A 24376-nucleotide genomic window follows, 5' to 3' on the forward strand; every position below is an offset into this window, starting at 1 on the left:
TTTCCCACTGCCCTGCGCGGCAATGCGTTTGCGCTGGAGACAGCTGCTAGTCGATCGAAGCCATCAGCTCGACCACGCGGTCAAGGAATGCATCGACCTGCGATTCCTCGTAGCCATCGGTTCCCTGCGAAGAGCGGAATTCCACGCGGCGTACGGTGTCAACGGCCATGGGCACGTCGTTCTCGAAATAGTCGATGAGCTGATCGCATAGGCGATCGACATCTTCGATGTTGTAGCTCGACGCGTTGGAACGCGACGGGCGACGGAAACGCTCACCCTTGGCACGGTGCAGGCGGCCACGCAGGATCGCGGCCAGGCGGCCTACCTGCTGCAGCCAGACCTCCTCGCCCTGATGGGCAATCAAGTCGTCGCGCTCGCGCTTGGCAAAGACATCTTCCAAGCGGTCCAGCGCACCATCGACTTCGCGGGCCTGGTACCCGCCCTTCTGCGGCGCAAAAGTGGTGCGGCGGATCAGGTGGCTGGTGACCACACTGTCGTCGTTTCCTCCACCGTTGAAGGTGGCGCGGGCACGGCTCAGGAATGCATCAACTTGCTTTGCGTTGTAGCCGAATTCCGAGTCCGGTACGCGGGAAAACGGAGCATCTTGCTGCTGCGACACGACAGTTCCTTTTTCTCTAGAGAGATATCAGTTGGGTACCCCGGTAAGGCGATACCCCTCATATTCTATTGGCTTGGGCCAATAGTTGGCTTAATGGCCACACCAGCCAGTGTATTCCAGTAGAGGATCACACCCGCTGGCGGGACCGGTCAGAAGACTTCGACGCTCCAGGCCAGCACATGCGAAATCACGTAGCCCAGAGGAATGACAAACAATATCGAGTCCAAGCGATCCATGATTCCGCCATGGCCCGGCAGCAAGTTGCTCATGTCCTTGATGCCCAGTTCACGTTTGACCATGGATTCCGCGAAGTCGCCAGTGGTCGCGGCAATGGTGGTGAAGAACGCCAAGATGACGCCCGTCCACCATGGCATTTCCAGCCAGAAGTGCATTGCGCAAGCACCAATAGCCATCGAACCGATCATTGATCCGGCGAAGCCCTCCCAGGACTTTTTCGGAGAAATCTTTGGCGCCATCGGATGCTTGCCTATTAGCACACCCACGATGTAGCCGAAGGTGTCGTTGGCGACCGCGAGCAGCAAAAGCGTGGCAATGAGCCATTGGCCATTCTCGGAATCAAGAATCAGCAGGGCGAAGGAAAGCAGCAGCGGCACCCAGCTGATGATGAACACGCTGCTCATCACCGAGGCCACAGCACCCTTGAGTCCTTCCATGAGCCGGAAGAGCAAAGCGATGAGGATACAGGCAATGTAGCTGAATCCAAGGGCTTCCACCCCACCCCAGATGGCACTGACCGGCAGCAAGACCGAGGACAGGTACAACGGCAATTGAGGCACCGCGGTTTTGGCGTGAGTAGTAGCTCTCGCAACTTCCCAGCAGCCAATGCCGCTGAGCGCAATCAGCGCGATGACCAGCAACGGCTGCGACCACATCAGGCCAACGAGGACGACGCCGAGCATCAGCAAGCCTACGCCGATTGCCGCGGGCAGGTTGCGTCCTGCGCGCGATTTCTTCGGCTCCGGGGTTCCTACCAGCAGTTCGGCAGGGATGTCTGCTTCTGCCGCGTCGGGCTGGCCGGTCTCGGCCAGGTCCGTGGAGTCGGAAACCGGTGGAGCAGGCACCTTGCCCTCGGCAGGCGCTGGATTCTGCGCCGCTGATTCGGCGTCCGGTTTGGTCGCTTCGCCCTTCGCTGGCTTACCACCCTGGGCAGCTGGGGCAGCTAAGATCTTGGCTTTGCCGGGTTCCGCCGATTCCACGGGCTCAGCCGGTTCCTCGGCTGGTCCGGCCTGCTGGGCAGCGACCGGCCCCGGAGCCGTCACTGGCTTGGACGTATCGGCCTTGAAGGCTGCCTTGGCACGCTCTTTCGCTTGCCCGGTATCAGCCGTAGCGGCTGCATCCTTGCTGGGGGAAGTCTCGGCTGCCGGGTTCGCGCCAGCCCCTGGCTGAGGGGTCGGCAAAGCGCCATCGGTGCCGGCAACTTGCTCCACGGCTGGTGCCGGTGCTGGCGTGGCCATTGGAGCAGCTACCGGATTGGCCGGTTCAGTCGCGACCGTTTCTTGGATTCCAGTGGCAGGTTCTGGAGTTTCCCTGGCCGCGCGGTTCTTCATGAAACCGCGTTTTTTCCCCTTGGCGGCAGCCTCGCGCTGGGCACGAGCTTCACGTCGGGTCAGGGGCTGGGATTCTCCGGATGCCACTGAGGGCACCGCCGAAGCGTTGCCCTCAGTGTTGTCTGTCGAGCCTGGCATTAGACTTCCAGCAGCTCTGCTTCTTTTTTCTTCAAGATCTCGTCAACTGCGTCAACGTGCTTCTTGGTCAGCGCGTCGAGGTCCTTTTCTGCACGGGTGCCCTCGTCCTCGCCAATTTCGCCATCCTTGACCAACTTGTCGATGGAGTCCTTGGCCTTGCGGCGGTGATTACGCAGCGCAACGCGGGCGTCCTCGCCCTTGGCCTTGGCCAGCTTGACGTATTCCTTGCGGCGTTCTTCGGTCAGCACTGGAAGGACAACGCGGATCATCTTTCCGTCCGAAGATGGGTTTGCCCCAACTTCTGGATCGCCCAGAGCCTTTTCGATTGCGCGCATAGCGGTCACATCGAATGGGGTGATGGTGATGGTGCGTGCTTCTGGCACTGCGAAGGAAGCCAACTGCTGCAGTGGGGTCGGGGAACCGTAGTAGTCCACCATGACCTTCGAGTACATGCCTGGGTGGGCGCGACCGGTACGGATCGTCGCGAAGTCCTCCTTGGCGGCCTCAATGGTGCGTTCCATCTTTTCGGCGGTTTCCGCCAGCGTTTCGTCAATCACCGGTACTCCTCAAGTACTTCATCTGTGTTTCCGCTACGGGAAATTAAATCTACTTCAATCCTAAGCCACGATCACCGATTAGACGGTGACGGTGGTGCCAATCCGCTCGCCGCGAATTGCCGCGGCCACGTTTCCTTCGCCTTCCATGCCGAAGACCAGCATATTGAGCTTGTTGTCCTGGCACATGGTCATGGCGGTCTGGTCCATCACGCGGATGTCGTTGACCAGCGCGTCGCTGTAGGTCAAGGTCTCCAGCTTCTTGGCGGTCGGATCCTTCTTCGGATCCGCGGTGTACACGCCATCGACGCCCGACTTGGCCATCAGAACTTCGTCAGCATCGACTTCCAGGGCACGCTGCGCGGCCACGGTGTCGGTGGAGAAGTACGGCAGGCCTGCGCCCGCGCCGAAGATGACAACGCGGTCCTTTTCCATGTGGCGGATGGCACGGCGTGGGATGTAGTTCTCTGCGACCTGGGCCATGGCGATGGCCGACTGGACGCGGGTTTCGACGCCGCATTGTTCCAGGAAGTCCTGCAGTGCCAGGCAGTTCATGACGGTGCCAAGCATGCCCATGTAGTCTGCGCGCGAGCGGTCCATGCCGGAGGCCGAGAGTTCTGCGCCGCGGAAGAAATTGCCGCCGCCAACCACGATTGCGACCTCTACTTCGCCTACGGTTTCAGCGATCTGCTTGGCGATGCCGCGAACGGTATCCGGGTCAACGCCGATCTTGCCGCCGCCGAATACTTCACCGGAGAGCTTGAGCAGTACGCGGCGTCGTTTGGTTTCTGGGGTGCTTGGCATGAGGTGTCTTACTCCTGGAGGTCGGAATCAAGCTGGGGGTACTACTTCCCAGATCCCAAGCTATCGTGAGATCCGGGCTCAAGAAAAGGGAGGCGAGTCACCGAGTTTTCTCTCGGTGCTCACCTCCCTTTGATCTTGTGCACTCAGGTTGCCCTGAACGCGGTTCGCTTAATGCGTACGGCTAATGCTTAGAGCTGTAAAAGCTTAGGCACCAACGCGGAAGCGTGCGAAGGCAACTGGCTTGGTGCCAGCTTCTTCGAAGACCTTGCCTACGGACTTCTTTGCGTCCTTGGCGAAAGCCTGGTCAACCAAGACGATTTCCTTGAAGAAACCGGTCAGGCGGCCTTCAACGATCTTGGTGAGTGCAGCTTCTGGCTTGCCCTCCGCGCGAGCGGTTTCGTCTGCGATGCGGCGCTCGTCGGCAACCTTGTCAGCTGGAACCTCCTCGCGGGACAGGAAGGTAGGAGCCATTGCAGCGGTGTGGACAGCAACGTCGTGTGCGACGGTTGCGGCAGCTTCGCTGTCAGCGTCAACAGCCATCAGAACGCCAACCTGAGCTGGCAGGTCCTTGCTGGTCTTGTGCAGGTACGAAGCAACCTTGGCACCCTCGATGCGTGCAACACGGCGTACAACAACCTTCTCGCCGAGGATTGCGCCCTCTTCGATAACGATGTCGCCAACGGTCTTGCCGTCCAGCTCGTAAGCCAGCAGTGCTTCTGCATCTGCAGCACCGGAAGCCACAGCGGCATCCAGGACCTTGTTGGCCAGTGCGATGAACTTCTCGTTCTTGGCAACGAAGTCGGTCTCGCAGTTGATCTCGATCATGACGCCGACGTTGCCTTCAACCTTGGCAGCAACCAGGCCTTCAGCGGTCGAACGGCCTTCGCGCTTGGTAGCGCCCTTCAGGCCCTTGACGCGGATGATCTCGATGGCCTTCTCGGCGTCGCCGTTAGCCTCGTCCAGTGCCTTCTTAACGTCCATCATGCCGGCGCCAGTGCGCTCGCGCAGTGCCTTGATATCAGCAGCGGTGTAGTTTGCCACGTGCAATCCCATTCAGCTAGGAGTTTCAAGTTTATTTTGCTTATGGGACGGGTCGGATTTCCGGCCCGTCCCACAAGACTTGGTGAAGTTCACCCCGAGCTACACGCTAGTGCGCCCAGGCAAACTTCTGGAGTCACCGAGGTGACTACTTGGCTTCTGGTGCCTCAGTTGCATCGTCTGCAGCTGGTGCTTCAGTTGCAGCTTCTGCAGCTGGAGCTTCGGCCTTGGCCTTCTCGCCCTCAAGCAGCTCGCGCTCCCACTCAGCCATTGGCTCAGCAGCACCCTCGGTCTTGCCGGCAGCCTTGTTGTTCTTGGCGATGAGGCCTTCGGCCACAGCGTCAGCGACAACGCGGGTCAGCAGGTTGACGGAGCGGATTGCGTCGTCGTTGCCTGGGATCGGGTAGGTAACTTCGTCCGGATCGCAGTTGGTGTCCAGGATGGCCACAACTGGGATGCCCAGCTTCTGTGCTTCGTCGATAGCCAAGTGTTCCTTCTTGGTGTCAACGATCCAGATAGCGGAAGGGGTGCGGGTCAGGTTACGGATACCACCGAGGTTGTTCTGCAGCTTGGTCAGCTCGCGCTTCAGCAGCAGCAGTTCCTTCTTGGTGTGACCGGAGCCAGCAACGTCCTCGAAGTTGATCTCTTCCAGTTCCTTCATGCGCTGAACGCGCTTGGAGACGGTCTGGAAGTTGGTCAGCATACCGCCGAGCCAACGCTGGTTCACGTATGGCTGGCCAACGCGGTTAGCCTGCTCGGCGATCGATTCCTGAGCCTGCTTCTTGGTACCGACGAACAGTACGGTGCCGCCGTGGGCAACGGTCTGCTTGACGAACTCGTAAGCGCGGTCGATGAACGACAGCGACTGCTGCAGGTCGATGATGTAGATGCCGTTGCGCTCGGTGAAAATGAAGCGCTTCATCTTTGGGTTCCAGCGACGGGTCTGGTGGCCGAAGTGGACGCCGCTGTCAAGCAGCTCTCGCATGGTTACGACTGGCATGTCGCAACTCCTTTCAGCAGTGGCGGACCGGACGCGCATGCGCCCGCGGTAACTGCTCTTGTTTGTTCGGGTTGATGCAGATAGCCATTGTGGATATCCGCCCTAGCATGAATACCGATAGATGCTTGGCATCTCGCCTTCGGTCCACCGATTCTCTCGGACCACTGGAACCTCAGGCCACAGCTAAAGAAGCTGTGGATACTCATACGCGAAGTCAATCCCCTGCCCGACGCACCCAGTTTTGGACACACCTGTGACAGGACACTGCTGTTTCAAGTGTACTACAGAGAACTCAACGCTTTACACGGCGATATCGGTGATCTGCAGCCCATTCGCTTGCCCACAATTCGCTCTTCCAACTGCTCAAGATCCGGCTATTGGGTCCAGCCTGAGAGGATGAAATCCAAGTATCTAGTCGCCGGGCTGCAGGTTTTGCTGCTGGCCTTCAGTGGTCCTCCGGCCTCGCCCCTGATTGCGGCGCCACAACCAGTCCAAGCACAAGCTGCACTCGCCGCCGGCAACGGCTGGCGCTGGCCGCTAGCTGGCGAACCGGAAATTCTGGAGCCCTTCGATAAGCCGGAGGAGAATTGGCTTCCCGGTCATCGCGGCGTGGATTTGGCTGCCAGCTCCGGAGACTCGGTCTTCGCGCCCCAGCGCGGCCAAGTCGCCTTCGCTTCAGTGATCGTGGATCGACCCGTGCTGGTCATCGACCACGGTTCCGGATTCAAGACCAGCATCGAACCGGTAGCCGCCGGAGTCTCGGTGGGCGATTGGGTCGAGGCTGGCGCGAAGGTGGGACAGGTAGCAACCGGGGCGCACTGCTCGGGCCGATGCATTCACTGGGGCGTGCGGCTCGAAGGCGAATATATTGACCCGGTGTTGCTGATCCGCGACATGCGTCCATCAATACTCTTGCCGCTGCACGAATGACCGTGAAGGCTCCCAGGGGTGCACCATGAAGAGCTGTGGTTACTGTCGCGGGTCTTGCAGACCGGATCCTCTGCGTGTTCTTGCCCCTGGCGAGATCGTGCCCCGCCGCGCAGCCGCGTGGCCAGTTCCCTGGACTGCCATGAGAGTTGCAAGTTGGCACCGCACAATGGGCCGGGAACTGGCTTCTTCCAGTTTCCAGACCCCGGAACGAAAAATCGCCCAGCAGCTTTTTTGCATAAGCTGCTGGACGATCTTGTTTGGTAGGGAGTATGGGACTTGAACCCATGACCAAGGGATTATGAGTCCCCTGCTCTAACCAACTGAGCTAACTCCCCACATGGGCCCATCGCCGAAGCGGTGTAACCACACTCGAAATATTCTAGGGCATCACTAGCCGAAACACCGATTTGACGCACCCGATGACGATGAACCTATTAATGGGTGGAAACTTCGTGGCCGCGGTAAAGGGCTTCGAAGGAGTTCATCGTCTTTTCCTGCGCGTGGTTCTTCACCTTTTCATGCCCGGCTTCACCCATCTTGGCACGGCGCTGCTCATCCAGAGCCAGAACCTGGTCTAGCTTGTTGGCCAGATCCTGCCGGTCTCCCGGCGTGAACATGTAACCATTGATGCCTTCGTCTACCAGGTGCGGCAGGGCCATCGCGTTGGCCAGAACGACGGGTTTGGAAGCCGAGAGTGCTTCCAGGGTTACCAATGACTGCAGTTCGGCGGTGCCTGGTTGACAGAACACATCGCAACGCAGGTAGGCCTGGCGCAGTTGTTCATCACTTACATGCCCAAGGAAACGGACACGGTCTCGCAGCTGCAATTCGTCGGCGATCTTCTCCAAGTGAGCGCGCTGCTCTCCCCCGCCAACAATTTCAATGATGGCATCCGGCACCTGGCTCATTAAAGGCAATGCCTCGATGAGTTCATTGATGTTCTTCTCAACGGCAAGACGGCCTGCGAACAAGATCGTGGGGAACTCGTTTTTAATGATTTCTTCCCCTGCCGCCAGCTCGTAGTTGCCGATCTCGATCCCGTTAGACAGCGGAAGCACCCGGTTCAGTTTGGCACGCTCACGCATTGCCTTGGCCGCCAGTGGAGTCGGGGTCGTGACGGCGTCTGCCCGCCCAAAGATCTTCCCCATGTCTCTCCACGAATTCTGCGCGACAATTCGCTTGAACCACTGCGGGAAAGGCAGGAAGGGGTCAAGGTTTTCCGGCATGAAGTGGTTCGTGGCGATGGAACGAACCTTGTTCTTGCGAGCCCATCCGATCGTGCGCTGGCCAATCATATAGTGGCTCTGGGCGTGGACTACATCGGGCTTGATATCCGAGAGCAGCTTGCTGATCTGCCGATTGACTTCCCATGGGAACACGATACGGAAGTACTCGTGGGTAGGTACCGAATGCGATTCCAGACGATGCACAATTGCTTCATCACGGATCTCGGTGTAGGTCTTGCCCTTATCTCCACGGGCCGCCAGCACATGCACCCGGTGGCCGCGTGCATGCATCGCAGTAGCCAACCGGTAGCAAAACATCGCTGCACCGTTGACGTCTGGCGGATAAGTGTCAGCAGCAATGACGATGGTCAGCGGTTTTTCCTTGGCCACGAGCATCCTTCGGCGTTCACACGCGTTGTAGTTTCTATTAAAATCTGCAGCTTTAGTCTATTTGGAATCAGGCATGGATTTTTCTGCTTCAGACTGGTTCCGGCGTTCAATAACATCCGGGTGATGCCTGGACAGTGCGGTCACACCGACGATAGCCAAACCAGCAGCCACCAGCATCAGCACGGTGACCAGTACCGGAACATCAGGACGCAGCTCCCCGAGGATGCCGATTCCAATGGCAATACCAATTATTGGGTCAATCACCGTCAACCCTGCGATGACAAGGTCAGGAGGTCCCTTTGAGTAGGCTTTTTGCACAAAATACGAGCCGAGAAGGCCAGCTACAACTACCGCTAGGCCAGCCAACCAAGGTAGCTGGACAAAGCTGCCGTCGCCGATATTCATCACGGCGATTGCAATGGTTCGAACCAGTACGGCGACGAATCCGAATAGGACGCCAGCACCGAGGATGAAGAAGAACGCACCGAGCTTCTTGTGGAAGAAGATGGTGGCCAATCCCACGATGGCAACGACTACCGCCAAGATCATTTCAATCAAGTGCGCTTCGTAGTCGTTTACTTCCTGGTTGCTGCTAGTGGCAGTGACGGCCAGAAGCACGAAGCCAACCGAACCCACCATGCAGCTGATGATCGCCAAAACGGTGGGACGATTCATCGTCAGGTCGGTTTCCTTGGCATTGACCATCGCAGTGATCACCAATGCAATGGCACCAATTGGCTGCACCACCGTCAAGGGCGCGCTGGCTAGCGCGAAAACATTCAAGGCCATGCCAAGAGCCATCAGCCCCAGTCCGCTCATCCAGCGTTTGTTGCGGGCCAGCTTCCCGACATTCTTAATTGTCAGGTCCAGACCGCCAACAGCACTGCGGACTGCCTGCGATTGGAAGTGCGCTCCAAAGGCAAGACAAAAGGCACTGCATAGTGCCGCTGCAATAGCGATCCAAACCATGTCAGTGCCTTTCTAGCCTAAGTTTTCATACGACGGGGCACGCGCACGCTTGGTACGGCTAATGCCTGGCCCCGTCGGCGAAAGACCTAGGAGCGCTTGAACAATGCGCGGACAACAGCCATCAGCGCCAGCCCGGAACCTGCCATCACGATATACGGTCGTGCCTGCTCTAAGCGGTTTGAGCCGGCTCTGTCAGCCTCCGATTGGTCTTCGGAAGACGAAGACGAGGAAGGGCGAACGAATCCCTTCGCCTTGGCAGCTGCTCCGGAGAACTTTTCCCCAGCTCCCTGGGTGAAGGAACGAATCTTGTCGATCTTGGCCAGTGGCGCTTGCACGCTCTCGCCCAGGTTGTCGCGCAGAGCCTGGATCTGGCGGCGGCGACGCTTGGTGCGAAGGATCAGCTCATCGGCACTCGGTGCCGGAGGCTTCGGTTCCTTCTTCTTTTCAGCCTTCTCGTCATCCTCAGCCGACTTCTTCTTCAGCGGCTCATCAAGAGTGCTGACATCGAAGGCGCTGCCGTCCTTGAGCACGCCCAAGTCGTGGCGGAGTCCGCGAATAGCTGCTTCCGGTTTCAGCGGCAGTGCCTTCTTGACCTTGGCATATCCAACCAATCCCAAGATGGCAGCAACCAGCAAGAAGAATCCTGCAACGATCAATGCGGCTGCCCAACCGGGCAACCAGAGAGCCAATACATTGACCAGGGTAACTACAACAGCAATGACGAAGAGCAACACTACGAGCAGTGCAGCTCCGGCGAGCGCCGCCGCCATGCCAATGCTGATTCCCTTGCCTTTGAGTACCGTAGTCGCGAGTTTGATCTCGTCCGAGAGCTGTTGTGGAACAAGCTCCTTGAGACCATCAACCTGCGTCTTAGCACTCTTGACACTCGACTTAAGGCTTTCGTCAGCTTGCGTCGATTCAGCTTCAGACATGGTTTCTCCATATTCTCGATCGCTCAGCAACCGGTACATCAAACGCTAACACCCCGGTTGCCGCATACGACTCAGTCTTCAGGCGTAAAACCCACTGCATTTATCTCATGCTGTGGGTGTAACTGTTAACGATTCGAAAGTCTATCGTCTAATCACCTGTGGTTATAGGAGGTTCGGGTGTTGCTGGGTTTTCACTTCGAATTTGCGCATGGCAACGACCGCTTTTGGGTAAAACAAAACCTCCCAGCTACTTGCGGAGCTGGGAGGTTTCTTTGGCTCCTCCAACTGGACTTGAACCAGTAACCCTTCGATTAACAGTCGAATGCTCTGCCAATTGAGCTATGGAGGAATGCAACGAGTAATACTTTAGCACTGGCCAAGTGCGGTTTTCAAATCGGAAGTTCCCGTTGCAGACCGTGCGTTCCCTGCCCCGAATTTCCGCCATTTTCCGGGCGAGACCGGCTGCTTATCCACCAGGCAGCAGCAAACTACTTTCTGTGATCTGCCGCATATCTGGCCAAATCCAGCAGCTGCTGCGCTGATTGTTCCCATGAGTAGTGCCCGGCTCGTTCCACGGCGCGTTGCGAATACTGTCTCCAGGTAGCCTGCTCATCCAAAGTGCGTACTTGGTCCGCGAAGCCTTGTGCATCATCTGCCGAAGCGTACAGCGCGGCGTCATCCGCGACTTCCCTGAAAATCGGCATATCGGTGGCAATCACCGGAGTTCCCATGCTCATCGCTTCGACCAGGGGAAGCCCGTAGCCTTCTTCTCGCGAAAGGGTTACCAAGGCAGTGCATTCGCTGAGCAGCTGCTCGTATTCCTCATCGCTGACACCGCGGTGGAATACCACTGTGGATTGCGAGGGGATGAGCTTGGATAATTCAGCATGACGTTGCTCGTTGATCCCGCTTAGCAGGTGCAGCTCATAGTCCGGCAGGTGCGCCATACCGCGGATGAGTGTCTCGACGTTCTTGTATTCCATGAAGGACCCCATATAGACCAAGGTCTTCTTTGGGCGCTTCGCTTGGTCTCGACGAGCAAAATTTCCGGTGGGGGCGTTGGACACCAGTCCAATATGCTTCTTGGTCAGTCGATGCCTGCGCATGAGTTCGGCTGTGGTGTTGGAAACGGTAGCCACCGCGTCGGCACGATTCAGGAGCATCCGCTGCGGCCAGTAGACCTGATGGAACAAGAACCATCCAGCGCGAATCGGAGCAGGAAGGAACTTCGGTGCATGCGGATGCGAGTAGTAGATCAAATCATGCAGGGTCAAGACCAAGGGATATTTCCGCCCCAACGATCCGATAGTCTGCATGGGCGAAAACACGACATCAGGCTTGAGCTTGTTGATCTGCAGGGCGACGAATGGCTCGAGCACGCTCGTGGGCCCGGAAATCTTCAGATACGGAACATCGGGGAGCATTGCCAGCTGCCTGGTGTCGTTGACCAGCATCGTGACCTCGGCAAGCTTGCTGGCGGCCTCGATCAACCCGGCGGTATACCGGCTAATGCCATCATGGTGGGTGATGCGGGTGTATCGAGCGTCGATAACGAGTTTCACGTGCGCGGTTGCCTTTACTTCGTGGTGCGTATGCTTTCCAGCCTAACGGCTTGCGGGGCCGCGCATCACTAGGTAGCTAATAACTGAGAGGGTTGCGGCAACGACCCAAGCAAGCAGTCCAGCGGTAATCCCCCACGCGCTGGCCAATGCGCCGCCCGCCAATCCGCCAACGGGAACTACTCCAAAGGTGAATAACCGGCGTGCGCTTAGGACCCGGCCCAGCAGCTGCTCCGGAATGATCTGCACAATCCAGGACGAGGCAGCAATATTGAAGAGCAGCACGACGATTCCCCATCCCAGCGCGAAAACTCCCAGCAGCACCATGGACCACATTTCGGTTGCATAAGCCGCGGACAATACGCAGCCCGCCAAAACTGCCTGCATCGAACCGGTGTAGATCAGCAAGGTTGCCGGAGCGAATCTTCCAGCCAGCGTTCCTGCGATAGCAGTTCCAATTAGCCCGCCAACGCCACCCACCGAGGCGAAAAGGCCGTACCCGAATTCGCCAAAGCCGAGCTCGTTGATAATGAAGATCGCTTCCACCGATGACCCGATGGCCAGCCCCAAGTTGGAGAACATCACTGCAACGGTAATCGCCAAGAGCAGGCGGTGCCGGGCCAGATACCTGAGGCCAGCCAGGATGCCACCCTGTTCGGTCGACGGCCCGGGGCGGCGGCCAGGGCCTGGCGACAGGCGAGAGGAACGCACCTGCAACGCCATCAGCATCGCCAGCAGGCCCAGAGCCGCCGAGATGCTCAGCAGCGCTGGCGCTCCCCACAGCGCGAAGCCGGTTCCCGCCAAGGCCGGGACAATCACGGTCATTGACTGGTCCGCAGCTCCCAGCGAGGCGATCAGCTTGCTAATGCTCGCCGCTCGGACTTCAGGCTCATCTCCGATGAGCTGCGGAACGGCAGTGGTTTGGGAAGTTTCGGAAAAAACATTGCAGAAGCCGAGCACTGCGCACAACAGCATTCCCAGCGGGATCGTTAGCTCCTCGGCGAAGGACAGTGCCGCTAGGCACCCCAGCAGGAAAAGCTTGGCCCCGAGACCGATACGCAGGACCCGCAACGCGGAATACTTGTCGACCAAATGGCCCGCGGGGATGCTCGCGAGCACAAAGGAAAGGGAGCCAAGCGCATTGAGCACTCCCATCTGCATGGCAGTTGCGCCAAGGGTACCCACGAACAGCAGATCAATCGTGATATCAGAAAGTGAGCGTCCTGCCGCGTCCGTTGCGTTCGATCCGAGGAGCAGACGCTGGGATCGCTGGACTTTTCCTGGGCTTGCCGTGGCCACTTGCCCTCCCTTGTTCTAACTGTTTGATCATACAGTTCTAGCTTGAAAGTGCAATCAAACGATTAGTGATAATTCCGGGGCATTGGAAGTCGAGAAGTTCTCTCCACTTCAACCTCGCAGGGGACCAGCTTCAGCCCCGCTCAGATGCAGGTCAGCGGGTAACTTATCACAGCCGGGCGCCACTCGCAGGAAAATGTAGAAACTTTTCTCCTGGCGGAGAGAGTGAATTACTCGGTTTGCATTAACTAATTGAAGTGTGTTGTTAATAGATTCTTGTTAGGTGAGCCTGACCAACTATTGATTGTCTCTATCTGAGGAGCATGCTTTTGGGTGCCTCACTGCCTACCCTGCAAATGCCTGATCTACCACTGCCGATCTACGATGATTCGTTGCTCTGCGCAGACACCGCCCGTGTCTACGAAAACGAGTCGCGTGAAGCCATTTCACGCGTGGCCCACCGATTGGCATCGGTGAACGCGCCGACGACCGGTCCGACTCCGCAGCAGTTGCAGGAACGCATCGACCTGGTCGACCTGCATAGTCCGTTGGGTTCAACCCAGGACTCGTTCACCGAGCTGAATGAGTTGTATTTCAACGACGCGGTCTACTTCCACGATCCGAAGTACGCGGCGCACTTGAACTGCCCCGTCGTGATCCCTGCGGTGGTCGCCGAGAATTTCGTCACGAGCATCAACACCTCGATGGACACTTTTGACCAGAGCGCTGGCGCAACACTGATCGAGCGCAAGCTCATCGATTTCACCGCCGATCTGATCGGCTTCGGGACCGGGCAGGCCGACGGAATTTTTACCTCTGGCGGAACTCAATCCAACCTTCAGGCCATGCTGATCGCGCGAAACACCGCAACCGCAAAGCTGCGGGGCACCTTGCCTGAACGGCTGGCTAATCTGCGGATCTATTGCTCGGAAGATGCGCACTTCTCGATTCGCAACGCCGCGATGCTCCTTGGCTTGGGCTACGACGCGGCCGTGGCGATCCCTACGGACGCCCAGCACCGCATGGATGCGCATGCATTGCGCGTGCGCCTGGACGCAGACCTCGCCGCCGGCTTGGTGCCCATGGCCATCTCCGCCACCAGCGGGAATACCGACTTCGGGGCCATCGATCCGTTGCCCCAGCTGCGTGCTATCGCCACAGAAGTAGGCGCGTGGTTCCATGTTGATGCCGCATACGGTTGCGGCCTGCTCGTCTCCAACTCCCACCGCCACCGGCTGGACGGCATTGAATTGGCCGACTCGGTCACCGTGGATTACCACAAGTCCTTCTTCCAGCCCATCGGCTCCAGCGCCTTGGTGGTCCGCTCGGCGGCCTCCATGGAATCCATCGCCCACTATGCCGAGTACCTGAACCCGCGTGCGGAGGCCGAGTCCACCCCCAACCAGGTCTCGAAGTCCCTGCAGACCACACGGCGCTTCGATGCGCTGAAGCTATGGGTCACGTTGCGCTCTTTGGGGGCTAGCCGTTTGGGTTCCATGTTCGACCAGGTCATCGCCTTGGCAGAGGACGCTCAACAGGAAGTTGCCATGCGCGCCCAGCTACGGATGGCAGCCGACGTGCAGCTGAGCACACTGGTCTTCTCCTTTGAAGATCCACAGCACCCATTGGAACTGGACGAGCACAATGCCCTGGCCAACCAGATCCGCCAACGCCTCTATGCCAGCGGCGAAGCGATGATCGCCGCCACCACGGTCAAAGGCAAACGCCTGCTGAAACTGACGCTGCTCAATCCGAATACGACTCTGGCCGATATCAGCGAGATCCTCGACGCTATCTGCCGGATTGGTTCCGGACTGCTGGCCGAACGCACCCTTGGAGAGAAGAAATGATTGAACCTACCGAGCACTTTGACGTCATCGCTATTGGCGCTGGCCCTTTCAATCTGGGTTTTGCCGCCTTGGTCGATGGATTGGATGATCTGCACGTTGCAGTTCTGGAAGCCGGAGAGAAGTTCGTCTGGCACCCTGGCATGATGCTTCCCGGAACCCATCTCCAGGTTCCCTTCATGGCAGATCTGGTGACCATGGCGGACCCGACCAGCAAGCATTCGTTCTTGAACTATCTCAAGGAAAAACAGCGGCTTTACCCCTTCTATATCCGCGAAGACTTCTACGCGCTGCGCGAGGAGTATTCCAACTACCTGGCGTGGGCCGCAGAAAATATTCAAAGCGTACGATTCGGGCACCGGGTGCTCGAAGCCGAATACCATGACGGGGCCTACCGGTTATCGGTGCTCACTGCCGCAGGACTGACCCGCTTCACCGCAGGCAAGTTGGTGCTGGGCACCGGATCCCAGCCGTATCTGCCGCCGGTTCTCACCACGGAAGCACAAGCCACCGGCAACGTGGTGCACTCAAGCGACTACGCCTTCCACCGCGAGCAACTCCTATCCTCCCGGACCGCTAGTTCCGGCCCGAAAGTAACTGCTGTGCTCGGCAGCGGCCAGAGCGCCGCAGAAATCTTCTTGGATCTGCTGCGCAGCTTGCCAGAAGAGGATCATCTGGTGTGGGCAACGCGTTCAGAACGCTACTTCCCGCTGGAATACACCAAGCTCACTTTGGAGATGACATCTCCGGAATACATCGACCACTTCCATGCCCTGCCCATGGATCAGCGGGATGTCCTGTCTGCAGAGCAAAAGGGGCTCTACAAGGGGATCAACGCGGACTTGATCAACGAAATCCACGAGGAGCTCTACCAGCGAAGCGTCAATGGCGCAGCGAATGTGCACCTGCGTACCGGCTGCGCGGCCACGAGCATCGGCGCTGACACGGATCACCTGGCCATCAGCATGCGCCATGAACGCACCGGAGAAGACCTGGAATTCCTCGCCGACCACCTTGTCATGGCAACCGGCTACCGCGCAGGCACTCCGGACTTCTTGCAAGGCATCAGCCAACGCATCGATTACCTTCCCGATGGCCGCTTCAATGTAGATCGCGAATATTCCATCGGGTTGGACCAGGACATCTTCGTGCAGAACGCTGAACTGCACACCCACGGCTTCACCGCTCCGGATCTGGGCATGGGAGCCTACCGCAATTCAGTAATTATCAACCGCTTGGCTGGACGCGAGGTCTACCCGGTCGAGCGACGGATCGCTTTCCAGCGATTCGGCGCCGCTGAACTCAGCGGCTTGCCCACTTCCGCCAATGCCAGCGCACGAGCCTAAGGAACTTCCGATGACCAACTACACTTTCCGTTCCGTGACGTTGCCCGGGGATACTGCGCTGCTGCATTCGTGGATTGCCACCGCGCATGCCTCCTTCTGGGGCATGGCCAATGCAACCGAAAAGGAAATCGAAGCAGAATACCGCACATTGCTTGGCACCCCAGGCTACGAAGTCCTCTTCGGCATCGACGCATCAGGGGACGAGAAATTCCTTGTCGAGCTCTACGACCCCGCAGCATCGCCACTGGCCGATGCATACAACTGCGTCCGCGGCGACCGTGGACTGCACTTCCTGGCTCCGGCAGCCACCGAGCCGCAGCCTGGGTTCACCCTCGAAGCTCTCTCCTCGGCCATGGTCCAGGCTTTCGCCCTGCCCGGAACCGAACGAATCATCGTGGAACCTGACCTGCGCAACAAAGCCATCCATGCCCTGAACGCCCGAGTTGGCTTCCGCCCGGTACGTCCAGTGGAGCTCTCCGAAGCAGACGGCTCAATCAAGCAGGCACTGCTGTCCATCTGCACTCGACAGGACTTCGAAACCGCTACCGGCCGCCGCTTGGAATCCTCATTCCTCTCCCCTGCACGTTGGGACATCGCCAATCGCCATGTCTTGGCCAAGGCCCTGGGCGAATTTTCGCATGAGCGCCTCCTGGAGCCTGCCGGCCATGGAGAAAACCGCTACTCAGTCCATAAGGATGCCCACCGCTACAGCTTCAGCGCCCAGCGGTACCAGCTGAACCACTGGTTGGTTTCACCGCAGTCCGTGGAACACCACCACTTCGTTGACGGCAGCTGGCAGCAGGCAGAGGTGGACGCCATTGAGTTCATCACCCACTTCTGCCAGGAACTCACGCTTTCCCCGGTGCAGCTGCCCACCTACCTTGAAGAGCTCTCATCCACGCTGGCCAGCCACTGCTACAAGCAGGTTCATGCAACGCATAATTCAGCACAGCTGGCGCGGTTCGACGGCACAGCCGCACAGTCCTTCCAGCTCATCGAATCTTCCATGACCGAGGGCCACCCGTGCTTCATAGCCAACAACGGAAGAATGGGCATCGGGCGCACCGACTACCTGAGGTACGCCCCCGAAACCGGTTCCGCCCTGCACCTTGGCTGGGCTGCCGCCCACAAGTCCCGAGCACAATTCGACGCCGTGGATTCGCTGGATTACGAAGGGCTGCTGGCCACCGAGCTGGATCCAGCCGAGCGCCAGCGCTTGGATGCGGCCCTGGAGGCCTCCTTGTTCGGCACCGGCTATGCAGCCGGGGACTACATCTTCATTCCGGTGCACCCTTGGCAATGGGAGAACCGCCTGTCGATCACGTTCGCCAATGATATTGCCCGCAAGCAATTGATCTGGCTGGGCACCAGCGTTGACGAGTACCAGGCGCAGCAGTCGATCCGCACCTTCTTCAACCTGTCCAACCCGGAACGCCACTACGTCAAGACGGCAATGTCGATCTTGAATATGGGGTTCATGCGCGGGCTCAGTGCCGAGTACATGAAGGTGACTCCCGCGATCAACCAGTGGTTGGGCGAGCTGTTCGCAAAGGACCCGGTGCTCTCGACCCAGCCGGTCGCCCTGCTGCGTGAAATTGCCGCCGTAGGCTACCGCAACCCGCAGTTCGAAGCAGCCACCGGCAAGAGCGATCCGCAGCGGAAGATGCTGGCCGCGCTGTGGCGGGAGTCCCCGATCAGCCTGCTGGGCCCGGAAGAAAAGTTGGCTACGATGGCCAGCCTATTGCGTGTCGATGCGTCCGGCAGGTCCTTTGCCGGCGCCCTCATTCGCCGCAGCGGGCTAGCACCGGCCGACTGGCTAAGCCGTTACCTCGATGCCTACCTCATTCCGCTGGTGCATTGCCTGGCTGCCTATGATTTGGTGTTCATGCCGCATGGCGAAAACGTGATCATGGTGCTTGAGAACGGTGCTGTGAAGAAGGTCCTGCTCAAGGATCTGGGCGAAGAGATTGCTGTGCTCTCGGACCGGGTGGAACTCCCGGAGGAGATTCGCCGGGTACGCACCGGTGGAGATCCGGTTTTGTCGGTCTTCACGGATGTCTTTGATTCGTTCTTCCGCTTCCTCGCGCCGCTGCTGGATGCCGAAGGACTGCTTTCCGAAGCAGATTTCTGGAAGACCGTAGTTCAACGGCTGCTGGATTATCGCGAGCAGCATCCGCAGTTCGCTGAACGCTTTGATCAGCTGGGACTTTTTGCGCAGAACTTCCCGCTGTCGTGCTTGAACCGCCTGCAGTTGCGCAACAACCAGCAGATGCTGGATCTCGCCGACCAGTCCGGAGGCCTGCTCTACGCAGGCGATCTGGAGAACCCGCTGGCCACCGCCCTCATTCCCGCTGGCTGATTTGCCAGCTTCCCCAGCATCGCGCCGTACAGTCATCGTGCGGCGCGATGCTTGCTATTTCCGCGACTGTGCCGTGATCCTGCGTGTCAGCTCGCCGACCCCTGCGCCCTGAAGCCGCGGGAGGACCTGTTCCCTTCCGGCCATCGCCAGGACCAGATCCAGCAGTTCGCCAAGCACCTCGGGACCGTTCCCGCAACTGAAAGCGTCGTCCGCCGCCGACATCCGCAAGCCCTTGACCAGGGTGCTGCTATTGACCGCGAAGTCCTTGGAGGCGAAGAATCCTGCCGCCGCTCGCAGTGCTGTGGGTTCAGGCCGCAGGATCAGATCGAGCGCCTGGGCGATGTCCTGCCCGTGCACTACCACTTCGCCCAGCAAACCGGTCACCGAGTTCAGCGGGGCAATGGATTTGCTGGCAGAACGATTGAAATTATCCAGCGTTTGCCGGGGGCTGTCCCCGAGCTGCAAGCGCAGCAGCCGCTCGTTGTGCCGGTCGGCATTGAATCCGGAACGAGCCATATTCACCAGCCAGCGGGCGGTCGAGGTGGATCCGGCGGCCGCCAGGTGCGCCGCCACATCGCGGATCTGCCAGTTCGCGCATAGCGATGGGGCGTTCCACTGCTCCGGAGCCAAGCTGCCCAGCAATCCTGCCAACCGCGCACGCTCGGCATGGACCAGCTCCCAATGCCATCTCGCATCCTTCATGGCGCCTCATCCCCATAGATCCAGTACCGGCTCAGCTTCCAGGAGCATACCGGATTTCCGGTTGCCCCATCTTGCCACTGGTCAAATGGTGGTTCTCCAAAGCCCCGAAAAATATCTGGAAAATCTTGGTACTAAGTATTGCTAAATACCGCTACTTAGTTCTACTATCTACTTGTACTCAATGTCACTAAGTAGAGAGGGGTGCACCATGGCCACACAGATGACCGAGATGCTCAAAGGCACCTTGGAAGGGATCGTCCTGGCGATCTTGGCCGAACGCCCGGCCTACGGATACGAGATCACCACGGAACTGCGCGAACGCGGCTTCACCGATCTGGCCGAGGGAACCATCTACGCACTGCTGGTGCGCATCGAGCAGAAAGGCCTCGTCTCGGTGGAGAAAGTCCCGTCCGAAAAAGGGCCTCCCCGCAAGGTCTTCACCCTCAACCCCAGCGGCAAGCAGCAGCTCGACGACTTCTGGACCACCTGGAACCTGCTCGTCTCCCGCATCAACAACCTCCCCCACCCGAGCACCCCGCAGAAAGGGCACTGATCATGGTCGCCAAATGGATTGAAACTTTCACCGGCTCACTGGAGCAGAAGAAGCAGTACAAGCAGAGCATGGCACGCCTCAAGGCCCTGCCCCAGCCCTATGCCAAGGCCGCTGCAGGAGTGCAGCGCTACCTGCTGAACCAGAGCGGGGTCACCGACGCCGAAACGATGATCTCCATGTATTCGGACCTGGCCGACCTCTTCGAAGGAGCAGCCGCCAACGGCACCGCGCTGCGCGAACTGCTTGGCCAGGACCCGGCTGAATTCGCCGATGACTTCGCCCAGGCCTACGGGGGCAAGCGCTGGACCGACAAGGAACGCACCCGCCTGGCCGACACCATTTCCGAAGCAGAGAACGAATCGAAGGAGCAATGACATGAATACCGCATTGGCCTCGGAACCGGCCATCGAGGTCACCGCACTGGTCAAGTCATTCAAGAAGCTGCCCGTGCTGCGCGGACTGGACTTCACCGTGCAGCCCGGCAGCATCTTCGCCTTGCTCGGTTCCAATGGCGCCGGCAAGACGACGCTCGTGCGGATCCTGGCCACCCTCCTTCCCGCCGATGCGGGAACCGCCCGGGTCTGCGGAGCTGCAGTGCGCGAGAACCCGGTCCAGGTCCGCCGGTCACTGGGCCTGACCGGGCAATTCGCCGCAGTGGACGAGGTCCTGACCGGGCGCGAAAACTTGCTGCTGATCGCGCGGCTGCTCCGCTTGGAGAATCCGCGGTCCATCGCCAACGGCTTGCTGGAGCGCTTCAACCTCTGCGACGCAGCGGACCGGCCCGCAGGAACCTACTCCGGCGGGATGCGCAGGCGCCTTGATATCGCCATGGGACTGGCCGGCAACCCGCCGGTGCTCCTGCTCGATGAGCCGACCACGGGACTGGATCCCCAATCGCGCCGCGAGACCTGGCAGGTGATCCGCGACTTGGCCGAGTCCGGCACCACGATCCTGCTCACCACCCAGTACCTGGATGAAGCAGAGCACCTGGCCGATCAAATCGCCATCCTCCACGAGGGCACCATCATCCACCAGGGCACGCTGGCCGAACTCCAGGCCCTGCTGCCGCCGGCCACCACCGAACTGGTGGCCAAGCGGCCGAGCCTGGAGGAGATCTTCCTGGAACTGATCGGCCACCACCAGCGAACCGAAGGGAGCAAGCCATGAGCATCGCGGCACTGCAGGAAACCAGAATCCTCACCGGGCGCTCGATGCGCCACGTTGTGCGCAGCCCCGACACCATCATCACCACGGCCATCACCCCGGTGGCCATGATGCTGCTGTTCACCTACGTCTTCGGCGGGGCCATCGGCACCAGCGCCACGGGGCCGTATATAAACTACCTGCTGCCCGGGATCCTGGTCATCACCATCGCCTCCGGGGTCGCCTACACCTCCTACCGGCTGTTCCTGGACCTGCGCGATGGGCTGGTGCAGCGCCTGCGCTCCATGCCGATCTCCCGCTCCAGCGTGCTCTGGAGCCATGTGGCGACCTCGTTGGCGGCGAACCTCCTCTCCCTGGCGCTGGTACTGGGGGTCGCCCTGGCCATGGGCTTCCGCTCCTCCGCCTCCATGGAAGCGTGGATCGCCGTGCTCGCGCTGCTGTGCCTGGTGACCCTGACCCTGACCTGGGTAGCGGTGCTTGCCGGCTTGTGCGCGAAATCGGTGGATGGCGCCAGCGCCTTCAGCTACCCGCTGATCTTCCTGCCCTTCATTTCCTCGGCGTTCGTTCCCACCGAGTCAATGCCCGGGCCGGTGGCCTGGTTCGCCGAGCACCAGCCGATCACTGCCATCGTCGATTCGCTGCGCGCCCTGCTATCGCAAGAACCCGTGGGTTCCGAGCTCTGGACCGCCCTGGCCTGGCTGGCAGGTATCTTGATCCTGGCTTGGGCGCTGGCCACGCGGATCTACCGGAGCAAGACCTCCAGCTGAGCGGCGGGCGCGCTGCACGGGACGCGCGCCGTCTGCAGCTGCCGTGGAAAGCAGCGCAAGCCCCCGACTTGAACATTGTTCAAGTCGGGGGCTTTTCGTGTACATTGGTGCCAGCAATTGAACACCGTTCAAGAATGGCTGCACCTTGGCAGGCAACCATCCAACCAGGCGAAGGAACCCATGAGCATCCCCGCGCAGCGCACCGACACCGCAGATTTCACCGAGCTGACCGCACGCATCTCCGCTGGCCACCAGCTCACCGCAGCAGAGGCCCTCGAGCTGCTGGCCACCAGCGACGCGCAGACGTCGGCGCTGGTCAGTGCGGCCGGGGTGCTGCGGCGCAAGCATTTCGGCAACACCGTGAAGGTCAACTACCTGGTCAACCTGAAGTCCGGCCTGTGCCCCGAGGACTGCACCTACTGTTCCCAGCGCCTGGGCTCCAAGGCCGAAATCCTGAAATACACCTGGCTCAAGCCCGGCGAAGCGGTGCGCCAGGCAGGTCTGGGCATCGCCGGCGGCGCCTCGCGGGTCTGCATGGTCGCCTCCGGCAAGGGACCCACGGACCGCGATGTGCAACGCGTCGCGGACATGATCGGCGCATTGAAGGAAGAGCATCCGCAGGTCGAGGTCTGCGCCTGCATCGGCATCCTGAAGCAGGGGCAGGCCCAGCGGCTCAAGGAGGCCGGCGCCGACGCCTACAACCACAACTTGAATACAGCCGAGTCCCTCTACCCGGAAATCTGCAGCACCCACAGCTTCGCCGAGCGCGTCTCCACCGTCCAGCAGTCCAGGTCCGCCGGCCTCTCCCCCTGCTCCGGGCTCATCGTTGGACTGGGCGAAACTCCTGAGCAGCTGGTCGAGGCGATCTTCTCCTTGCGCGCACTGGAAGCCGATTCCATTCCGGTGAACTTCTTGATGCCTTTCGACGGCACCCCGCTGGAAGGCACCTGGAACCTGACCCCGCGCGCGTGCCTGCGGATCCTGGCCGTAGCGCGGCTAGCCTGCCCGGACAAGGAAATCCGGATGGCCGGCGGACGCGAAATGCACCTGCGTTCCTTGCAGGCCAATGCCCTGGAAGTGGCCAATTCGCTGTTTCTCGGCGACTACCTGACCAGCGAAGGGCAGGATGCGAAAGCCGACCTGGCAATGATTGCCGACGCGGGGTTCGTGGTCCTGGGCCAAGAAGGCCAGGACCCGGCGCAGCTGGCCAGGACGCTGCGCGAAGCCGCCGGCCATGCTTCGCGCCAGCCGGAGGATGCGGGCAACGCCGGGGCCAGCGGGTGCAGCGGATCGTGCTGCACCTCCGTTGCTTCCCCGGCCTGCGGCAGCGCCTCCTCGGGCTGCGGCACCGGCAGTGCCGAACCGGTGCTCCGCCGCCGCGGTGCCGGGACCGGGGAAAGCCCGAACGCCTGATCGCGGCCATGCGGCCTCCGCCTATGCCGAGAGGTCGGTGGGCAGGGTGAGAATCTCCGCGCCAGTTTCCGTGATGGCAATGGTGTGCTCGGTGTGCGCGGTGCGGCAGCCGGTGGCGCTGCGCAGGGTCCAGCCATCGCGGTCGGTCACCAGCTTGCTGGTATCGGCCATGACCCACGGTTCGATGGCCAGCAGAAGACCGGGTCGCAGCGTGTACCCGCGTCCGCGGCGGCCGTCGTTGGAAACGTGAGGATCCTGATGCATGGTGCTGCCGATGCCGTGGCCGCCGAATTCCATGTTGACCTTGTACCCTTCGGCGGTCAGCACCGACCCGATGGCGAAGGACAGGTCGCCGATCTTGGCTCCGGGACGCGCCTCGGCGATGGCGGCGGCCAGGGCGCGCTGCGTGGTCTCGATCATTTTCAGGTCTTCTGCACGCGCAGCCGTGCCGACAATGAAGCTGATCGCCGCGTCGGAGGCGATGCCTTTCAAGGTGACGGCCAGATCCAGGGTGAGCAAGTCGCCATCGGCCAGCTGGTAGTCGCGGGGAAGTCCATGGAGCACCGCATCGTTGACTCCCGTGCAGATGTAATGGCCGAAGGGGCCGCTGCCGAAGGACGGGGCGTAGTCGACGTAGCAGGAGACCGCACCGGCCTCCTCGATCATTTCCTTGGTCCAGGCGTCGATTTCCAAGAGATTGGTGCCGACCTGCACGCGGTGCTTGAGCGTATTGAGGATGTTTCCGACAAGGCGTCCGGTCTCGCGGGCGCGCTCTACTTCGCTGGCTGTGAGAATCTCAATCATTCCAATTACTATACCGGTATTTTAATACCGGTATAATGGTCTCATTATGGTCAGACTGCCGCTTACCGCCCGGGAAATCGAACAGGGCAAGAACCTCGGCGCGCTGCTTCGGCAGGCACGCGGCGAACGAACAATCCTCGACGTCGCGATCCAAGCCGGCCTCTCCCCCGAAACCCTGCGGAAAATCGAAACCGGCCGCGTCGCCACTCCCGCTTTTTCCACCATCGCCGCCGTCGCGGCCGCGCTGAGCCTATCGCTCGATGAGATCTGGTCAACCATCAACTCGCAGAAAACCTGCGGCTCTCCAGCGCTTCACCCCTCACAGCTATCGCACCGCTAATTCGCAGGGCCTGACCCCTTCTGCATGTACATGTTGACGCGTACATAACCAGTATGTA

23 protein-coding genes and 2 tRNA genes are annotated in these 24376 nt (G+C 60.0%); 10 read left to right on the top strand and 15 right to left on the bottom strand.

What is annotated here, in order from left to right; translation table 11 throughout:
- Nucleotides 1-46: 46 nt before the first annotated feature.
- From ACNPN0_RS17330 to rpsB, 6 genes are all read right to left on the bottom strand, one after another.
- Nucleotides 47-619, bottom strand: a complete 573-nt coding sequence (locus ACNPN0_RS17330; protein ID WP_105657242.1) for a DivIVA domain-containing protein — start codon at nucleotides 617-619, stop codon at nucleotides 47-49.
- 149 nt (nucleotides 620-768) lie between these two features.
- The gene (locus ACNPN0_RS17335) at nucleotides 769-2325 is read right to left on the bottom strand and encodes a phosphatidate cytidylyltransferase (protein WP_434691605.1); all 1557 of its coding nucleotides are present in this window, start codon (nucleotides 2323-2325) and stop codon (nucleotides 769-771) included.
- Nucleotides 2325-2882: a ribosome recycling factor gene (frr, locus tag ACNPN0_RS17340; protein WP_105657241.1), complete on the bottom strand. Its 558-nt coding sequence runs from the start codon at nucleotides 2880-2882 to the stop codon at nucleotides 2325-2327. The genes ACNPN0_RS17335 and frr overlap by 1 nt, the downstream gene beginning before the upstream one ends.
- A gap of 78 nt (nucleotides 2883-2960) precedes the next feature.
- A complete protein-coding gene (gene pyrH / locus ACNPN0_RS17345; protein ID WP_105657240.1) occupies nucleotides 2961-3683 on the bottom strand; it encodes a UMP kinase in 723 nt (240 codons plus the stop codon).
- Nucleotides 3684-3887: 204 nt separating this feature from the next.
- The gene (tsf, locus tag ACNPN0_RS17350; protein WP_105657303.1) at nucleotides 3888-4724 is read right to left on the bottom strand and encodes a translation elongation factor Ts; all 837 of its coding nucleotides are present in this window, start codon (nucleotides 4722-4724) and stop codon (nucleotides 3888-3890) included.
- Between the two features lie 145 nt (nucleotides 4725-4869).
- Nucleotides 4870-5721, bottom strand: a complete 852-nt coding sequence (rpsB, locus tag ACNPN0_RS17355; RefSeq protein ID WP_105661810.1) for a 30S ribosomal protein S2 — start codon at nucleotides 5719-5721, stop codon at nucleotides 4870-4872.
- A gap of 396 nt (nucleotides 5722-6117) precedes the next feature.
- Between rpsB and ACNPN0_RS17360 the strand changes: the two genes are divergently transcribed.
- Entirely contained in the window at nucleotides 6118-6651 is a 534-nt protein-coding gene (locus tag ACNPN0_RS17360; RefSeq protein ID WP_448937457.1) for a M23 family metallopeptidase, read from the top strand.
- A gap of 258 nt (nucleotides 6652-6909) precedes the next feature.
- On the opposite strand, the gene ACNPN0_RS17365 is transcribed toward ACNPN0_RS17360, so the two are convergent.
- From ACNPN0_RS17365 to ACNPN0_RS17395, 7 genes are all read right to left on the bottom strand, one after another.
- Nucleotides 6910-6986: transfer RNA gene (locus tag ACNPN0_RS17365), tRNA-Ile, on the bottom strand.
- A gap of 99 nt (nucleotides 6987-7085) precedes the next feature.
- Nucleotides 7086-8273, bottom strand: coding sequence for a glycosyltransferase (locus tag ACNPN0_RS17370; protein ID WP_388023972.1), 1188 nt, complete (start codon nucleotides 8271-8273; stop codon nucleotides 7086-7088).
- 51 nt (nucleotides 8274-8324) lie between these two features.
- Nucleotides 8325-9236, bottom strand: coding sequence for a DMT family transporter (locus tag ACNPN0_RS17375; protein ID WP_105657236.1), 912 nt, complete (start codon nucleotides 9234-9236; stop codon nucleotides 8325-8327).
- 86 nt (nucleotides 9237-9322) lie between these two features.
- Nucleotides 9323-10168: a phage holin family protein gene (locus tag ACNPN0_RS17380; RefSeq protein ID WP_181149034.1), complete on the bottom strand. Its 846-nt coding sequence runs from the start codon at nucleotides 10166-10168 to the stop codon at nucleotides 9323-9325.
- A gap of 273 nt (nucleotides 10169-10441) precedes the next feature.
- A tRNA-Asn gene (locus ACNPN0_RS17385) sits at nucleotides 10442-10517 on the bottom strand.
- A gap of 139 nt (nucleotides 10518-10656) precedes the next feature.
- Nucleotides 10657-11730 (bottom strand): glycosyltransferase family 4 protein, encoded by a 1074-nt coding sequence (locus ACNPN0_RS17390; protein WP_448937458.1) that lies wholly within the window; start codon nucleotides 11728-11730, stop codon nucleotides 10657-10659.
- A gap of 42 nt (nucleotides 11731-11772) precedes the next feature.
- The gene (locus ACNPN0_RS17395) at nucleotides 11773-13026 is read right to left on the bottom strand and encodes an MFS transporter (RefSeq protein WP_448937459.1); all 1254 of its coding nucleotides are present in this window, start codon (nucleotides 13024-13026) and stop codon (nucleotides 11773-11775) included.
- Between the two features lie 353 nt (nucleotides 13027-13379).
- Between ACNPN0_RS17395 and ACNPN0_RS17400 the strand changes: the two genes are divergently transcribed.
- The 3 genes from ACNPN0_RS17400 to ACNPN0_RS17410 are packed head-to-tail and all read left to right on the top strand — an operon-like array spanning nucleotide 13380 to nucleotide 18575.
- A complete protein-coding gene (locus tag ACNPN0_RS17400) occupies nucleotides 13380-14873 on the top strand; it encodes a pyridoxal phosphate-dependent decarboxylase family protein (RefSeq protein ID WP_448937460.1) in 1494 nt (497 codons plus the stop codon).
- Nucleotides 14870-16216 (top strand): lysine N(6)-hydroxylase/L-ornithine N(5)-oxygenase family protein, encoded by a 1347-nt coding sequence (locus tag ACNPN0_RS17405; protein WP_448937461.1) that lies wholly within the window; start codon nucleotides 14870-14872, stop codon nucleotides 16214-16216. Before ACNPN0_RS17400 ends, ACNPN0_RS17405 begins: the two co-directional genes overlap by 4 nt.
- A gap of 10 nt (nucleotides 16217-16226) precedes the next feature.
- A complete protein-coding gene (locus ACNPN0_RS17410; RefSeq protein WP_448937462.1) occupies nucleotides 16227-18575 on the top strand; it encodes a GNAT family N-acetyltransferase in 2349 nt (782 codons plus the stop codon).
- 54 nt (nucleotides 18576-18629) lie between these two features.
- Here ACNPN0_RS17410 and ACNPN0_RS17415 read toward each other — a convergent pair whose 3' ends face one another.
- Nucleotides 18630-19277 (bottom strand): maleylpyruvate isomerase family mycothiol-dependent enzyme, encoded by a 648-nt coding sequence (locus ACNPN0_RS17415; RefSeq protein ID WP_448937463.1) that lies wholly within the window; start codon nucleotides 19275-19277, stop codon nucleotides 18630-18632.
- 208 nt (nucleotides 19278-19485) lie between these two features.
- Between ACNPN0_RS17415 and ACNPN0_RS17420 the strand changes: the two genes are divergently transcribed.
- The 5 genes from ACNPN0_RS17420 (at nucleotide 19486) to bioB (ending at nucleotide 23174) form a co-directional block, all read left to right on the top strand.
- Complete coding sequence (locus ACNPN0_RS17420) at nucleotides 19486-19830, top strand: PadR family transcriptional regulator (RefSeq protein ID WP_105661795.1); 345 nt, start codon at nucleotides 19486-19488, stop codon at nucleotides 19828-19830.
- Between the two features lie 2 nt (nucleotides 19831-19832).
- Nucleotides 19833-20204, top strand: coding sequence for a DUF1048 domain-containing protein (locus ACNPN0_RS17425; protein ID WP_448937464.1), 372 nt, complete (start codon nucleotides 19833-19835; stop codon nucleotides 20202-20204).
- A 1-nt stretch (nucleotide 20205) separates the two neighbouring features.
- Nucleotides 20206-20997 (top strand): ABC transporter ATP-binding protein, encoded by a 792-nt coding sequence (locus ACNPN0_RS17430; protein ID WP_448937465.1) that lies wholly within the window; start codon nucleotides 20206-20208, stop codon nucleotides 20995-20997.
- Nucleotides 20994-21761 carry an ABC transporter permease gene (locus ACNPN0_RS17435; RefSeq protein ID WP_448937466.1) on the top strand — a complete coding sequence of 256 codons (768 nt, stop codon included), beginning with the start codon at nucleotides 20994-20996 and terminating at the stop codon, nucleotides 21759-21761. The genes ACNPN0_RS17430 and ACNPN0_RS17435 overlap by 4 nt, the downstream gene beginning before the upstream one ends.
- A gap of 180 nt (nucleotides 21762-21941) precedes the next feature.
- On the top strand, nucleotides 21942-23174 hold the full coding sequence (gene bioB, locus ACNPN0_RS17440; RefSeq protein ID WP_448937467.1) for a biotin synthase BioB: 1233 nt from the start codon (nucleotides 21942-21944) through the stop codon (nucleotides 23172-23174).
- Between the two features lie 21 nt (nucleotides 23175-23195).
- On the opposite strand, the gene map is transcribed toward bioB, so the two are convergent.
- Nucleotides 23196-23978, bottom strand: coding sequence for a type I methionyl aminopeptidase (map, locus tag ACNPN0_RS17445; protein WP_332594826.1), 783 nt, complete (start codon nucleotides 23976-23978; stop codon nucleotides 23196-23198).
- A 46-nt stretch (nucleotides 23979-24024) separates the two neighbouring features.
- On the opposite strand from map, the gene ACNPN0_RS17450 reads away from it, so the two are divergent.
- Complete coding sequence (locus ACNPN0_RS17450) at nucleotides 24025-24318, top strand: helix-turn-helix domain-containing protein (RefSeq protein WP_332486659.1); 294 nt, start codon at nucleotides 24025-24027, stop codon at nucleotides 24316-24318.
- Nucleotides 24319-24376 lie beyond the last annotated feature (58 nt).

The sequence above is a fragment of the Glutamicibacter sp. AGC84 genome (assembly GCF_053543575.1).